The 14,627-nt window shown below is 60.8% G+C and carries 13 protein-coding genes; 1 reads left to right on the forward strand and 12 read right to left on the reverse strand.

Translation table 11 applies throughout. The annotated features are described in order from the left end of the window. Positions 1–76: 76 nt before the first annotated feature. The 9 genes from hutH to hutC all read right to left on the reverse strand — a co-directional run bounded on the left by hutH (position 77) and on the right by hutC (position 10,942). A complete protein-coding gene (hutH, locus tag ACQRBT_RS07395; RefSeq protein WP_244701639.1) occupies positions 77–1,615 on the reverse strand; it encodes a histidine ammonia-lyase in 1,539 nt (512 codons plus the stop codon). Between the two features lie 39 nt (positions 1,616–1,654). Further along, the gene (locus ACQRBT_RS07400) at positions 1,655–3,163 is read right to left on the reverse strand and encodes an HAL/PAL/TAL family ammonia-lyase (protein WP_412046562.1); all 1,509 of its coding nucleotides are present in this window, start codon (positions 3,161–3,163) and stop codon (positions 1,655–1,657) included. Between the two features lie 130 nt (positions 3,164–3,293). Then, positions 3,294–4,118: a quaternary amine ABC transporter ATP-binding protein gene (locus ACQRBT_RS07405; protein ID WP_060754582.1), complete on the reverse strand. Its 825-nt coding sequence runs from the start codon at positions 4,116–4,118 to the stop codon at positions 3,294–3,296. Then, positions 4,115–4,966: an ABC transporter permease gene (locus tag ACQRBT_RS07410; protein WP_123716255.1), complete on the reverse strand. Its 852-nt coding sequence runs from the start codon at positions 4,964–4,966 to the stop codon at positions 4,115–4,117. Before ACQRBT_RS07410 ends, ACQRBT_RS07405 begins: the two co-directional genes overlap by 4 nt. A 72-nt stretch (positions 4,967–5,038) precedes the next feature. Then, positions 5,039–6,004, reverse strand: coding sequence for an ABC transporter substrate-binding protein (locus ACQRBT_RS07415; protein ID WP_060754584.1), 966 nt, complete (start codon positions 6,002–6,004; stop codon positions 5,039–5,041). A 69-nt stretch (positions 6,005–6,073) separates the two neighbouring features. Continuing rightward, positions 6,074–7,534, reverse strand: a complete 1,461-nt coding sequence (locus tag ACQRBT_RS07420; protein WP_161547699.1) for a purine-cytosine permease family protein — start codon at positions 7,532–7,534, stop codon at positions 6,074–6,076. Between the two features lie 53 nt (positions 7,535–7,587). Next, positions 7,588–9,273, reverse strand: coding sequence for a urocanate hydratase (gene hutU / locus ACQRBT_RS07425; protein ID WP_411985311.1), 1,686 nt, complete (start codon positions 9,271–9,273; stop codon positions 7,588–7,590). A gap of 401 nt (positions 9,274–9,674) precedes the next feature. Beyond that, entirely contained in the window at positions 9,675–10,235 is a 561-nt protein-coding gene (locus ACQRBT_RS07430; RefSeq protein ID WP_123716259.1) for a HutD/Ves family protein, read from the reverse strand. Then, on the reverse strand, positions 10,232–10,942 hold the full coding sequence (hutC, locus tag ACQRBT_RS07435; RefSeq protein ID WP_235594029.1) for a histidine utilization repressor: 711 nt from the start codon (positions 10,940–10,942) through the stop codon (positions 10,232–10,234). Before hutC ends, ACQRBT_RS07430 begins: the two co-directional genes overlap by 4 nt. Positions 10,943–11,089: 147 nt before the next feature. On the opposite strand from hutC, the gene ACQRBT_RS07440 reads away from it, so the two are divergent. Then, positions 11,090–12,454 carry a formimidoylglutamate deiminase gene (locus ACQRBT_RS07440; protein WP_412046561.1) on the forward strand — a complete coding sequence of 455 codons (1,365 nt, stop codon included), beginning with the start codon at positions 11,090–11,092 and terminating at the stop codon, positions 12,452–12,454. Between the two features lie 131 nt (positions 12,455–12,585). Here the strand turns inward: ACQRBT_RS07440 and ACQRBT_RS07445 are convergent, their stop codons facing one another. The 3 genes from ACQRBT_RS07445 to ACQRBT_RS07455 form a co-directional block, all read right to left on the reverse strand. Further along, positions 12,586–13,155 (reverse strand): lipocalin family protein, encoded by a 570-nt coding sequence (locus ACQRBT_RS07445; RefSeq protein WP_060754590.1) that lies wholly within the window; start codon positions 13,153–13,155, stop codon positions 12,586–12,588. A 30-nt stretch (positions 13,156–13,185) separates the two neighbouring features. Then, on the reverse strand, positions 13,186–13,440 hold the full coding sequence (locus ACQRBT_RS07450; RefSeq protein ID WP_060754591.1) for a hypothetical protein: 255 nt from the start codon (positions 13,438–13,440) through the stop codon (positions 13,186–13,188). Between the two features lie 176 nt (positions 13,441–13,616). Beyond that, complete coding sequence (locus ACQRBT_RS07455) at positions 13,617–14,627, reverse strand: class 1 fructose-bisphosphatase (protein ID WP_060754592.1); 1,011 nt, start codon at positions 14,625–14,627, stop codon at positions 13,617–13,619.

Consider the following 14,627-nt stretch of genomic DNA (forward strand, 5'->3'; position numbering starts at 1 on the left):
TGAAGAACCGCGGCGCCCTTGTTGGGGCGGCTTCGCCACCCAGCGCGGGGCAAGCCCGCTCACTACAAGTTTGCGGTTAGAGGCTTGGCAACAACTTGGCCGGCACCAGTTCATTCAGGCAGCGGCTGGCGAGCAGTTCGCTGGCGGCATTGATATCCGGGGCGAAGAAGCGGTCCTTGTCGTAGAAACCGACTTTAGCGCGCAACAGGCCGCGAGCTTTTTCCAGTTTCGTCGAGGTTTTCAAGCCATCGCGCAGATCCAGGCCCTGGCAGGCAGCCAGCCATTCCACTGCCAGGATGCCACGAGTGTTTTCAGCCATTTCCCACAAACGCTTGCCGGCGGCTGGAGCCATCGACACATGGTCTTCCTGGTTGGCGGACGTCGGCAGGCTGTCGACACTATGGGGATGGGCCAACGCCTTGTTCTCACTGGCAAGCGCCGCCGCCGTCACCTGGGCGATCATGAAGCCGGAGTTCACCCCGCCATTGCCCACCAGGAACGGCGGCAGTTGCGACATGTGCTTGTCCATCATCAACGAGATACGACGCTCGCTCAGGGAGCCGATTTCGGCGATGGCCAGGGCGATATTGTCGGCAGCCATGGCCACCGGTTCGGCGTGGAAGTTACCACCGGAGATCACGTCGCCTTCGGCAGCAAATACCAGTGGGTTGTCCGACACGGCATTGGCTTCCACCACCAGCACATCGGCAGCCTGGCGGAACTGGGTCAGGCAGGCGCCCATGACTTGCGGCTGGCAGCGCAGGGAGTACGGGTCTTGCACCTTGTCGCAGTTCTGGTGCGACTTGGACACTTCGCTGCTGTCGCCCAGCAGGTCACGGTAGGCCGCTGCCGAATCGATCTGCCCACGCTGGCCGCGTGCCGCGTGAATGCGCGCATCGAACGGCGAGCGCGAACCGAGCACGGCTTCCACGGTAAGGCCACCGCACGCCAGGGCGCCGGCGAACAGGTCTTCGCCTTCGAACAGGCCACGCAGGGCATAGGCCGTGGACACCTGGGTACCGTTGAGCAGCGCCAGACCTTCTTTGGCGGCCAGGGTCAGTGGCGTCAGGCCGGCGACTTTCAGCGCTTCGGTGGCTTCCAGCCATTGGCCCTTGTAACGCGCCTTGCCTTCGCCGAGCAGCACCAGCGACATATGGGCCAATGGCGCCAAGTCACCGGAGGCACCCACCGAGCCTTTAAGCGGAATGTGCGGGTACACCTCGGCGTTGATCAGCGCGATGAGCGCGTTGATCACCTGGCGGCGAATCCCGGAGAAGCCACGGCTCAGGCTGTTGACCTTGAGCACCATGATCAGCCGCACCAACGCATCGCTGATCGGCTCGCCGACGCCGGCGGCGTGCGACAGCACCAGGGAGCGCTGCAGGTTTTCCAGGTCTTCGCTGGCGATACGGGTCGAGGCCAGCAAGCCGAACCCGGTGTTGATGCCGTAGGCGGTGCGGTTCTCGGCGAGAATCTGCTCCACGCAGGCGACGCTGGCATCGATCTGCGCCGTGGCGCTGTCATCCAGGCTGAGGGTTACCGGCTGTTGGTAGATGGCCCGCAGTTGAGCAAGACTCAGTTGGCCTGGAATCAGATTTAGCGCAGTCACATTCATACTCCTTGTGAATTATTCTTTTGAATACGGGATAGGGGTTCAGTGCAAATTCGGTAGTTCAGTGTCTTTGAGCAACTGGGCGGCGGCTGCAATATCCGGCGCCAGCCAGCGGTCCTGCTCGTACGCGGGGACCACTTCACGCAGCAAACGCCAGGCTTTGTCGGTACCTGCGCCGAAGCGCTGATCTTTGAGGAATTCAAATGCCTGGGCCGCCAGCAGGTACTCGATGGCCAGGATCTGGGTGACGTTGGCCAACAGCTGATGCAGTTTGAGCGCAGCGTTGGTGCCCATGCTCAGGTGGTCTTCCTGCAGGCCCGAAGTGACGAAATTGTCGAGCACCGCCGGTTGCGCCAACTGACGGTTCTGCCCGCACAGGGAAGCGGCCACGTACTGCACGATCATCATCCCGGAGTTGACGCCGGGGTTGCTGACCAGGAATGCCGGCAACCCGCTGACATGAGGGTTGATCAGACGGTCCAGGCGACGTTCGGCCACCGAGCCGATTTCGGCCATGGCAATCGCCAGCAGGTCGGCCGCCAAAGCGACGGACTGGCCGTGAGGATTGGCCTGGGACACCACGCGGTAGTGGTCCGGCGTGCCGAGCAGCAACGGGTTGTCAGTGGCACTGTTGAGTTCGGTTTCGATCTGGCGGGTAGCATGTTCCACTTGATCACGCGCCGCGCCGTGGATCTGCGGGATCGAACGGATGCTCAGCGCGTCCTGGGTGCGGATGCCTTTGCTGCTGGCGATCACCTCGCTGCCGTCGAGCAAGGCGCGCAGGTTGATGCCGACCTGTTGCATGCCGGGGTGCGGTTTAAGCGCGATGATTGCTTCGTCGAACGCATCCATTTGCCCGCGCTGCGCCTCGAAGCTCATGGCCCCGATCACATCGGCCCATTGCAGCAGATGATGGGCATCGGCCAGGGCCAGGCAGCTGAGGCCAGTCATGCACGGCGTGCCGTTGACCAGGCACAAGCCGTCCTTGGCACCCAGCACCACCGGTTGCAGACCTTCCGCGTCCAGGGCCTGTTGCGCCGTGACGATCCGGCCGCGATAGCTCACGTTGCCAACCCCCAGCAAGGCCACGCCGACATGGGCCATGTGGGTCAGGTAGCCCACCGAACCCTGGGAGGGTACTTGCGGTGTGATGCCGTGGTTGAGCAGCGCCAGCAACGAATGCACCACCTGCGGGTGCAGGCCGGATTTGCCATGGCTGTAATTGATCACGGCCGCGCAAATGATTGCGCGGGTCTGCTCGTCACTCAGCACCGGGCCGACGCCACAGGCATGGCTCAGCAGCGTATTGCGTGACAGTTGGCTGAGCTGCTCACCCTTGAGCGACACATTGCACAGCGCGCCCAGGCCGGTGTTCACGCCATAGGCGCGCTCACCGCTGGTGACGATGCGCTGCACGATGGCCTGGGCATTGTCGATCCGCGCCCAGGCCTGCCCCGAAAGCTCGAGTACCGCGCCGTGACGGGCCACGGCGACCACGTCCTGCCAACGCAGCGGAGCGTCGGCGATGATGATTTTTGCAGGCTGGGACATCTTCATACCTTTTGATCGTTCCCACGCTCTGCGTGGGAGTGCCGCCTGGGACGCTAGGCGTCCCGCTGTAGGGAGTGACGCAGAGCGTCACGGGATGCATTCCCACGCAGAGCGTGGGAACAATCATCATCTAGACCACCGCCGCCCGCCGCTGAACAAACCGGTCCACATACTCGTCCGCCGGTGAATGCAGGATCTCCCGTGGCGTACCGACCTGAATCAGCTTGCCATCCTTGAGGATCGCAATGCGGTTGCCGATGCGCACGGCCTCATCGAGATCATGGGTGATGAACACGATGGTTTTGTGCAGGGTCTTCTGCAGTTCCAGCAATTGGTCCTGCATTTCGGCGCGGATCAGCGGGTCGAGGGCGCTGAAGGCTTCGTCCATCAGGATGATATCGGTGTCGGCCGCCAACGCACGCGCCAGGCCCACGCGCTGGCGCATGCCACCGGAGAGCTGGTGCGGATATTTTTTTTCGTAGCCTTTGAGGCCCACGGTTTCGACCCAGTGCTGGGCACGTTCAGCGCAGACCTGCTTGCTTTCGCCGCGCACTTTCAGGCCGTAGGCGACATTGTCGAGCACACTCTTGTGGGGCAGCAGGCCGAAGCTTTGGAAGACCATGCTGATCTTGTGTCGACGGAATTGGCGCAGGGCCTCCATGTCCAGTTGCAGGATGTCTTCGCCGTCCACCAGGATCGCGCCGCTGGTAGGGTCGATCAGGCGGTTGAAGTGGCGTACCAGCGTGGACTTGCCGGAGCCGGACAGGCCCATGATCACGAAGATCTCGCCGGTGCCGATGCTCAGGGACAAATCGTTCACGCCGACCACACAACCGGTCTCGGCCAGCACCTGGTCCTTGGTCTTGCCCTGGCCCACCAGCGCCAGGGCTTCCTGGGCGCGGTTGCCGAAAATCTTGAAGACGTTTTTAACTTCGATTTTGCTGACGGTAGTCATTTGCTCGCCTCATGCCGTGGACGCCCATAGGCCTGGGTAATGCGGTCAATGACCACTGCAAGAATCACGATCGCGAGGCCCGCTTCAAGGCCACGGCCGACGTTGAGAGTCTGGATGCCGACCAGCACATCCTCACCCAAGCCACGGGCGCCGATCATCGAAGCGATCACCACCATGGACAACGCCATCATGGTGGTCTGGTTGATCCCGGCCATGATGCTCGGCAGAGCCAGCGGCAGCTGCACACCGAACAGTTGTTGCCAGCGGTTGGCACCAAACGCGTTGATGGCCTCCATGACTTCGCCGTCGACCTGGCGAATCCCCAGGTCGGTGAGACGAATCAGCGGCGGTGCGGCGTAGATCACCGTGGCGAAGATCGCCGGCACCTTGCCCAGGCCGAACAACATCAGCACCGGGATCAGGTACACGAAGCTGGGCATGGTCTGCATGATGTCCAGCAACGGCATCAATACCGAACGCAGGCGGTTGCTGCGCGCCGACAGAATGCCCAAGGGAATGCCAATCAGCACCGAAATCACCGTGGCGACCATCATCAGCGCCAGGGTTTGCATCAGTTTGTCCCACAGGCCAACCGCGCCCACCAGGAACAGCAGGCCAACGATGACGACAGTGGTGACCACTTTGCGGGTGGCGTGCCACGCGACGCCACCGACGATGACCAGCATCAGCCACCAGGGCGCTGCGCGCAGCAAGCCTTCCAGGTTGACGATGGCCCATAGCAGGGTGTCGGAAATGTGCCGGAACACATCGCCGTAGTTGGTGACGAGCGAGTCCACCCAACCGTTGACCCAGTCGGCAATGGAAAACGTAAAACTCTCAGGAAACATAGCGTGCTCTCGATCCAGTGGGTTGTGGGCAGGCACCCGGCTCGCCCCTCAGGGTAGCCGGGTACGCTTGACCTACAAGGCCGCGTCGATTTTCTTGGCTGCGTCGTCGCTCACCCATGCGTGCCAGACTTCAGGATGTTCCTTGAGGAACAGTTTCGCCAGTTTTGGCGAGTCAATTCGCTCTTTGGCCATGCGGCCCAGGTTCTGGTTCAGCAAGTCGATCGGCAGGTTGACCTTCTCCAGCACGGCCACCAGTTCCGGCGCCTGCTCGTGGAAGGTCTTGGACAAGCCGACCTTGATGCTCACGCTTTTATCCACACCCGGTTTTTCTTCCAGCTTGACCAGGTCGACCTGGCCCATCAGCGGCGTCGGCGACCAGTAGTAGAATAGGATCGGCTCGCCACGCTTGTAGCTCGACAGCACCGCCGCATCCAGCGCGGGGCCAGTGCCCGGACGGAAGTTGGTGTAGGTGCTTTCCAGGCCGTAGCTTTTGAGCATTTCGCTGTTGTCCAGCTCACAGGTCCAACCGGCCGGGCAGTTATAGAAACGGCCTTTGGACGGCTCTTCCGGGTCCTTGAAGACCGAGGCGTATTGGGCGAGGTCGGCGATGTTCTTCAGGCCCGGCGCCTTGGGTTCCAGCTTGCGCTTGGCGTCGCCTTCGATCACGTAGCGCGGCACGTACCAGCCTTCGATAGCGCCGACCACAGGCGCACCGACGCCGACGACTTTGCCGGCCTTCTCGGCTTTGTTCCAGACTTCGCTGCGGCCGACCCACTCTTCGGCAAACACTTGGATGTCATTGCTGCTCAGGGCGTTTTCCATGGTGATGGAGTTGCCCGGCAGGCTGTCGGTTTTGCAGCCGTAGCCTTTTTCAAGCACGGTTTGCAGGATGTCGGTGAGCAACATGCCGCTTTCCCAGTTCAGGCCGGCAAACTTCACCGGTTTACCGGATTCGCACCAACCTGCTGCCTGGGCACCAGCGCTGGCGAGTAAACCGGCACAGAGCACGCTGGCCAGCAGGGTCTTATTCATTTTCATTGTTGTAACGCTCCCAAACTTGAAATGGATTACGGCAGTCAGTAGGCATCCTGCCCTGTCCACGTCCCATCAGGCTTGTGCAGCCAGCCCGTTTGTCGTTGTTGGTGTAGCGCCCTGCTCTACCGGCAGGATCAGGTGGTCGGGTACCGTGCCGTGCCATTTTTTCGCACACACGTAATACAGGGCCGCCGGCAGTACCAGGCCGATGATCCAGGAAATGTCCACGTCCCCCAGGGCGGCGACCAGGGGACCGGTGTAGAACTTGGTGGAGATAAACGGCAACTGCACCAGCACGCCGAAGACATAGACGCTGATACCGAGCAGGTTCCAGCGACCGTAACGACCGTTCGGGTCGGCCAGCGCCGGCACGTCATAGCGCTCGCGGGTAATGCAGTAGTAGTCCACCAGGTTGATCGCACTCCAGGGCGTAAAGAACGCCAGCAGGAACAGGATGAAAGACTTGAACGCCCCGAGGAACGAATGCTGGCCGAGCAACGCGATCAGGGTTGCGGTGCCGACAATGACCAGCACGAACACCAGGCGCTGCAGGCGCGTGACCTCCAGGCGACCGCGAAAGCCGCTGATGATGGTCGCAATGCACATGAAACTGCCGTAGGAGTTCAACGTAGAGATGGTGACCTTGCCGAACGCGATGCTGAAATACAGCAACGCAGCGGTGGCCCCCGTACCGCTCAAGCCAACGATGTAGGCCACTTCGTGACCGGCGAACTGCCCGTTGGACATGGCTGCCGCGAACACGCCGAGGATCATCGCCACCTGTGCGCCGACGACCGAACCTGCGCCGGCGGCGAAAAAGGTTTTCACCGATGACGTCTTGCTCGGCAGATAACGCGAGTAGTCCGCCACGTAAGGGCCGAAGGCGATCTGCCAGGAGGCCGCGAGCGACACCGCCAGCAGAAAACTGCTCCAGCTGAAGTGGCGGATCTGCAGCAGAGCGCCAATGTCGGTCTGGCTCATCAGGCGACTGAACAGGTACACAAAGGCGATCACCCCAATCACGCTGGCGACACGGCCGATGAAGTGGATCACGCGGTAACCCAGGACCGTGACCAGCACGATGACACTGGCAAAGAGCAGGATGCCGACGCTGTCGCTGACCCCGAACAACTGACCCAGCGCCTGACCGGACAACACCGTCCCGGTGGCGGTGAAGCCGAGGTACATCAGACAGACCAGCACGATCGGGATGGCTGCGCCATACACGCCGAACTGCACCCGGCTGGAGATCATCTGCGGCAGGCCAAGCTTGGGCCCCTGCGCCGCATGCAACGCCATGACGCCCCCGCCGATCAGTTGGCCGATCAACAGACCGATCAACGACCAGAACACATCACCGCCCAGCACCACGGCCAGGGCCCCGGTGACAATCGCGGTGATTTGCAGGTTGGCACCCATCCACAGGGTGAACTGGCTAAATAGACGACCGTGTCTTTCCGCTTCCGGGATGTAGTCGATCGAACGCCTTTCGATCAACGGGGTGGTGCTTGCACGTGCGTCATTTGCAGCCATGTGTGTTCAACCTCTGATGGATTGTTTTCTGGTTGATTGCCCGTCAAATGGGGTTATTTGATCATCGGGAGATTGAGGCCCTGTTCCTTGGCGCAGTCGATCGCGATCTGGTAACCGGCATCCGCGTGACGCATCACGCCGGTTGCCGGGTCGTTGTGCAGCACGCGAGCAATGCGCTCGGCCGCTTCATCGGTACCGTCGCAGACGATCACCATGCCGGAGTGCTGGGAGAAGCCCATGCCCACGCCGCCGCCGTGGTGCAGCGAAACCCACGTCGCGCCGCTGGCGGTGTTGAGCAAGGCGTTGAGCAACGGCCAGTCGGAAACGGCGTCGGACCCGTCCTGCATCGATTCGGTCTCGCGGTTCGGGCTGGATACCGAGCCGGAGTCCAGATGGTCACGGCCGATCACCACCGGTGCCGACAGCTCGCCGCTGCGCACCATTTCGTTGAACGCCAGACCCAACTTGGCGCGCTGGCCCAGGCCAACCCAGCAGATACGTGCCGGCAAGCCCTGGAAGCTGATGCGCTCGCGGGCCATGTCCAGCCAGTTGTGCAGGTGGGCGTCGTCCGGGATCAGCTCTTTGACTTTGGCGTCGGTCTTGTAGATGTCCTGCGGGTCGCCGGACAGCGCCGCCCAACGGAACGGGCCGATACCACGGCAGAACAGTGGGCGGATGTAGGCCGGTACGAAACCTGGGAAGTCGAATGCGTTTTCCACGCCTTCTTCCTGGGCCATCTGGCGGATGTTGTTACCGTAGTCGAACGTCGGGATGCCTTGCTTCTGGAATTCCAGCATGGCTTTGACATGCACGGCCATCGACTGCTTGGCGGCCTTGATCACGGCAGCCGGTTCGGTCTTGGCGCGGGCGCGGTATTCGTCCCAGGTCCAGCCGGCCGGCAGGTAGCCGTTGAGTGGGTCGTGGGCGCTGGTCTGGTCGGTGACCATATCCGGGCGCACGCCACGCTTGACCAGCTCCGGCAGGATTTCCGCAGCGTTACCCAGCAAGGCGATAGAGATGGCTTTGCCTTCCTTGGTGTATTTGGCGATGCGGGCCAGGGCGTCGTCGAGGTCGGTGGCCTGCTCGTCGACATAACGGCTGTTGAGGCGGAAGTCGATGCTGACCTGCTGGCATTCAATGTTCAGCGAGCACGCGCCGGCCAAGGTGGCAGCCAGAGGTTGCGCACCGCCCATGCCGCCGAGGCCGGCGGTGAGAACCCAGCGGCCGGTAAGGTCGCTGTTGTAGTGCTGGCGACCGGCTTCGACGAAGGTTTCGTAGGTGCCCTGGACGATGCCCTGGCTGCCGATGTAGATCCAGCTGCCGGCGGTCATCTGACCATACATGGCCAGGCCCTTGGCATCCAGTTCGTTGAAGTGTTCCCAACTGGCCCAGTGCGGTACCAGGTTGGAGTTGGCGATCAGCACACGCGGTGCATTGCTGTGGGTCTTGAACACGCCGACCGGCTTGCCGGATTGCACCAGCAGGGTTTCATCGTCATTGAGTTGAGTAAGGCTCTCGACGATCTGGTCGTAGCATTCCCAGTTGCGCGCCGCACGACCGATACCGCCGTACACCACCAATTCTTTCGGGTTTTCGGCCACTTGTGGGTCGAGGTTGTTCATCAGCATGCGCAGTGGCGCTTCTGTCAGCCAGCTTTTGGCGGTGAGTGTGTTACCGCGAGCCGCGCGGATTTCGACGTCACGGTATTTTGTAGGCTTGGCTTTAGAAAAATCGGTCACGACTGGACTCCTCGGCATGATGCGCGAACTGGGATGGTGCGAAGGAGAGTCTTACGCACACATCTTTACTTGTACATACAAGCATATGCAATCAAGCGGCCAACTTTTTGGAAGGAGCGCTGCAGGTTTTTTTGAAGGCGCGCGCAAGCCTTGAAAATCAAGGCTTCGAGACATGGTGAAATTTCTTACGACGACGTTTTACAGGGAGGGGGTTTTGTCACGACGGCGTGGCTTTGCGCCACGCTGGGGCGTTCGGTAACAAACTGGTGCGCGGGTTGGAAACAGATCTTGAGAGCAATGGGAAACAAATGTGGGAGGGGGCTTGCCCCCGATTGCAGTGGGTCAGCTACAGATGAACTGACTGATCCACCGCTATCGGGAGCAAGCCCCCTCCCACAGTTTTAACCGAGTGGCGTCAGTTCGATCAGACAGCAGCGGCCTGTTACAGCGATATCCAGCAGGCCGGTGTTACCGTCGATTTGCAGGCAATCGTGATGGCCCAGCGTCTGGTCCAGCACCTTCACCTCATCGGCCACGCTGAACACCAACACCGTCTGCGCCGTACTGAAAAAACGTTGCACGCCATCCACCCACTGCAACCGTGCGTGGTAACGCTGCGGCGAATAAATCAGGTTGAAATCACGGATGGGCCCGGTGATCAGGCGGCATGACACCTCGCTTTCACCCTTGAACGCGAACGGCTGCAACGGCAACAACCCGCGCTGCTCTTCACCATCCACCGTCAGCACCATGCCTGCACCTTTGATCACCGTGATCACGCGCTGGTAGCCGGCGAAGGTCGAGAAGCCACCGGATTCGCCGATATCGGCAATCGACAGGCGCCAGCCAAAACCATCCAGGCCAATGCCTGAGTCGCGGGTGATTTCTTCGGTGCTGCCACCGCCGTTTTTCCACGGCATGCGCACGTAATCGGTGGCGCGCCAGACTTTCACTGCACTCATTTGCTGAAACGTCCTTCCAGGCTGTGACGGGAACCGGGGTGGATCAACCGCGCCGCCGTTACCGGCTGACGGCCCGACCAGGTACGCCTGCGAATCAACAGGCACGGCTCGCTCGGTTCGATCTGCAACAGCTTGCACTCCTCGGCGTCAGCGAGGATCGCCTCGACCACGTGCTCGCCCTCGGTGAGCGGCGCGACCTGGTTCAAATACGCGTAGGGCGTTTGCAGGGTGAAATCCTGTTGCAGGTATTCCGGTGCGACCAGGGCGTTGACGAAACGGTCTTCGATTTGCACGGGAATATCGTTTTCGAAATGCACGATCAGCGAGTGGAACACCCGCCCGCCTTCGCGCATTTCCAGGGCAACGGCGCGTTCGGAGCCGGCCGCTTCTTCGCCCAGGTGGATGACCTTGCACGTATGCCGATGACCACGCGAGGCGATCTCATCGGCAATGTTGTGCACTTCAAACAGCGCCGATTGGCTCTTGGGCTCGGCAACGAAAGTGCCGACGCCTTGCATGCGTACCAGCAAACCTTCGGCGGTCAGTTCACGCAGGGCGCGGTTGATGGTCATGCGGCTGAAGCCCAGCTCGCTGACCAGTTCACTCTCCGACGGCACGCGGTAATGCGGCGGCCAGTTGCCGGTGAGGATTTGCTGGCTGATCATCTGTTTGACGCGGGCATACAAGGGCGCCGGACTTTCGTCCATGTGGGCAGCCAGCGAAGAGTTGGCGGGCGGAGTCGGCACAGGGAATCCTTGCAGGGGGAAAAGATGCATAGATTGCCGGAGTTTACCGAGCAGGCAAACGTCTGTATATGTATATACAAATAAACACACGACCGGGGTGCCTTGATCATGTCCGCTTTCTTTGCCGAACGCGCGCTGCTGCCTAATGGATGGGCCAATGATGTACGTCTTGAAGTCGGCGCCGATGGGCTGCTGACGAAAGTTGAGGTCAATGCCAGTGCAGACGCTGCCGAACGGCTGAGAGGCCCGATGCTGGCCGGTATGCCGAATCTGCACTCCCACGCGTTTCAGCGCGCGATGGCCGGCTTGGCGGAAGTGGCAGGCAACCCGAATGACAGTTTCTGGACCTGGCGTGACTTGATGTACCGCATGGTCGGCAAGATCAACCCGGACCAACTGCATGTTATCGCCCGTCAGCTGTACATCGAAATGCTCAAGGCCGGTTACACCTCGGTGGCCGAATTTCATTATGTGCACCATGACGCCAGCGGCCAGCCATACGCCGACCGCACGGAGCTTTCGCGGCAGATCAGCCAGGCGGCAGCGAGCAGCGGCATCGGCCTGACGTTGCTGCCGGTGCTGTACACCCACGCAGGCTTTGGCGGTCAGGCACCGAATGACGGCCAGCGACGCTTTATCAACAGCACCGAAAATTACCTCGACCTGCAGGCGCGGCTCAGACCGATTCTTGCAACGCAACCGGCGCAGGCGCTGGGCCTGTGCTTTCACTCCCTGCGTGCCGTCACGCCACAGCAGATCAGTGCTGTCCTGGCCGCCAGCGACAAGGCCTGCCCGGTGCATATCCATATCGCCGAACAGCAGAAAGAAGTCGACGACTGCCTGGCCTGGAGCGGCAAGCGCCCACTCCAGTGGCTGTATGACAACGTCGAGGTCGATGAGCGCTGGTGCCTGGTGCACGCCACCCATGCGGATGCCGACGAAGTGAAACGCATGGCACAGAGCCGCGCGATTGCCGGTTTGTGCCTGACGACTGAAGCCAACCTGGGTGACGGCATTTTCCCAGCCGTAGATTTCCTTGCCCAGGGCGGGCGCATGGGCATCGGTTCCGACAGCCATGTCTCGCTGAGTGTGGTGGAAGAGTTGCGTTGGCTGGAATATGGTCAACGCCTGCGTGACCAGCGGCGTAATCGTTTGTATCGCAGTGATCAGCCGATGGTTGGCCGCACGCTGTTCGATGCGGCACTGGATGGCGGCACCCAGGCGCTGGGGCAGCCGATTGGTCGCCTGGAAGTGGGCAAGCGTGCGGATTGGATTGTGCTGGACGGCAGCGATCCGTATCTGGCGACTGCGGTAGACGACGGCATTCTCAATCGCTGGCTGTTTGCCGGTGGTGATCGCCAGGTGCGGGATGTGCTGGTGAACGGCAAGTGGGTGGTGCGCGATGGTCATCATGCCGGCGAGGAAGAAAGCAGCCGGGCGTTCACGCAAGTCTTGAAGGATTTACTGAGCTAACTGGCGACATATGACAAATGTAGGAGCGGGCTTGCCCGCGAATGCGGTTTTTCAGTCAGAACATCTGATACTGATACACCGTATTCGCGAGCAAGCCCGCTCCCACATTTTGTTTAGCGATACTCTCAAGTTTATTGCGAGGTCTTGGCCATCTGTTTGTCCGACGTACGCCAGATCAACCGCGTGGTGTCATACCCCTGCTGGCGCGCCCTGCTCAGCAAGTCTTCGCGGGTGTCGGCACTCACCGTCGGCGTGCGCGACAAGATCCACATGTAACGCCGGCTCGGGCTGCCGACGATGGCCGTCTTGTAGTCATCGCTGACGTACAGCACCCAGTAGTCGCCCTTGGCGACGCCCGGCAGCAGCGACGTGAACCAGTTATTGAATTCGACCCAGAGCTTGTCGGTCTTGCCCGGCACTTGCGGCGTGGCCGTGCCCTTGGCTTCTTCCCACTTCCATTCGCTCGTCAGGCAGCGGTTGAACACCGACATGTCGCCATCCGGCAGCAGGGTGTAGCGGGCTTCGGACTGTGCGCAGTTGCGCTGGAAGTACATCGGCAATCGGGCCAACTCATACCAGGTGCCCTGGTAACGCTTGAGATTGACGTTGCTCGCGGTCTTGGGTTGCAGATCGTCGCCAGAATGGCTGGCACAGCCCGCCAAAAACAGGCTGGCGCAAAGGCATAAAACAAAACGCATCATTCTTCTTCTCCCGCAGGCTCGCGCCCCGGTTTACTTCAGGCCTTGCCCGGAAAACATCAGAACTTTGTCACCGGCGTACTGCACGCTGATAAAGCTGTTTTTATCACCCCACGTGCAACTGGACATACCCAGCGCACCGGAGCAATCGGTCGGCTTGCCCAGCAACGACTCAACCTCGGCCTTGGCCATGCCGGCCGACAGCTTCGCGTAGTTTTCTTGAGTGACCTTGCTGCAAGCGGCTAAGAGCACGCAAAAAGCCAACAAGGCGAGACGGCGTAGAGACATGGAAAAGCTCCTGGAGAGACAAAGCAGCTGGGGTATCTGCCAGAAGCTTAGAAGGGAAAACAGGTGTCTGGTTCCCGATAGGCAAAAACAAAAAAAGCCCCGAAACGCTGAAACGTTTCGGGGCTTCTTCAAGGGTGATCCGGCTCACAACAACGCGGATAACCGGTCGCTGCAACTTACTGCTTGTGGTAAGCCGTCACACGCTCAACTTCTTCCTTCGAACCCAGGAATACCGCCACACGCTGATGCAGGCCTTCAGGCTGGATGTCGAGGATACGCTGGTGGCCGTCGGTAGACGCACCGCCCGCCTGTTCAACCAGGAAGGACATCGGGTTGGCCTCGTACATCAGGCGCAGTTTGCCCGGCTTGGAGGGTTCGCGGCTGTCACGTGGGTACATGAACAGGCCACCACGGGTCAGGATACGGTGCACGTCAGCCACCATCGCAGCGACCCAGCGCATGTTGAAGTTCTTCTTCAACGGGCCTTCTTCGCCTTCCATCAACTCGTTCACATAACGCTGCACCGGAGCTTCCCAGTGGCGCTGGTTGGACATGTTGATGGCGAATTCCTGGGTGGACGCAGGGATGGAGATGTCTTCGTGGGTCAGTACGAAGCTGCCCATTTCGCGGTCCAGGGTGAAACCTTTGACGCCGTCGCCCAGGGTCAGCACCAGCATGGTCTGCGGGCCGTAGATCGCGTAGCCGGCAGCGACCTGCTCGGTGCCTGGCTGCAGGAAAGCCTTCTCGTTCAGGGCTTCGTTCTGGCTCAGGTATTCATTCGGGCAACGCAGTACCGAGAAGATGGTGCCGACCGGAGCGTTGATGTCGATGTTGGACGAACCGTCCAGTGGGTCGAACACCAACAGGTACGCGCCTTTCGGGTATTTGCCCGGGATCTGGTAGGCATTGTCCATTTCTTCGGACGCCATGCCGGCCAGGTGACCGCCCCATTCGTTGGCTTCGAGCAGGATCTCGTTGGACAGTACGTCGAGTTTCTTCTGCACTTCGCCCTGGACGTTTTCAGTGCCCATGCTGCCCAGGACACCACCCAGTGCACCCTTGGAAACGGCGTGGCTGATCTCCTTGCAAGCACGCGCCACCACTTCGATAAGGAAGCGCAGATCGGCAGGCGTGTTGTTGCTGCGGGTCTGCTCGATCAAATAGCGACTCAAGGTAACGCGGGACAT

It is taken from the genome of Pseudomonas sp. R19M (genome assembly GCF_050312585.1).
GTDB classification, from domain to species: domain Bacteria; phylum Pseudomonadota; class Gammaproteobacteria; order Pseudomonadales; family Pseudomonadaceae; genus Aquipseudomonas; species Aquipseudomonas palleroniana.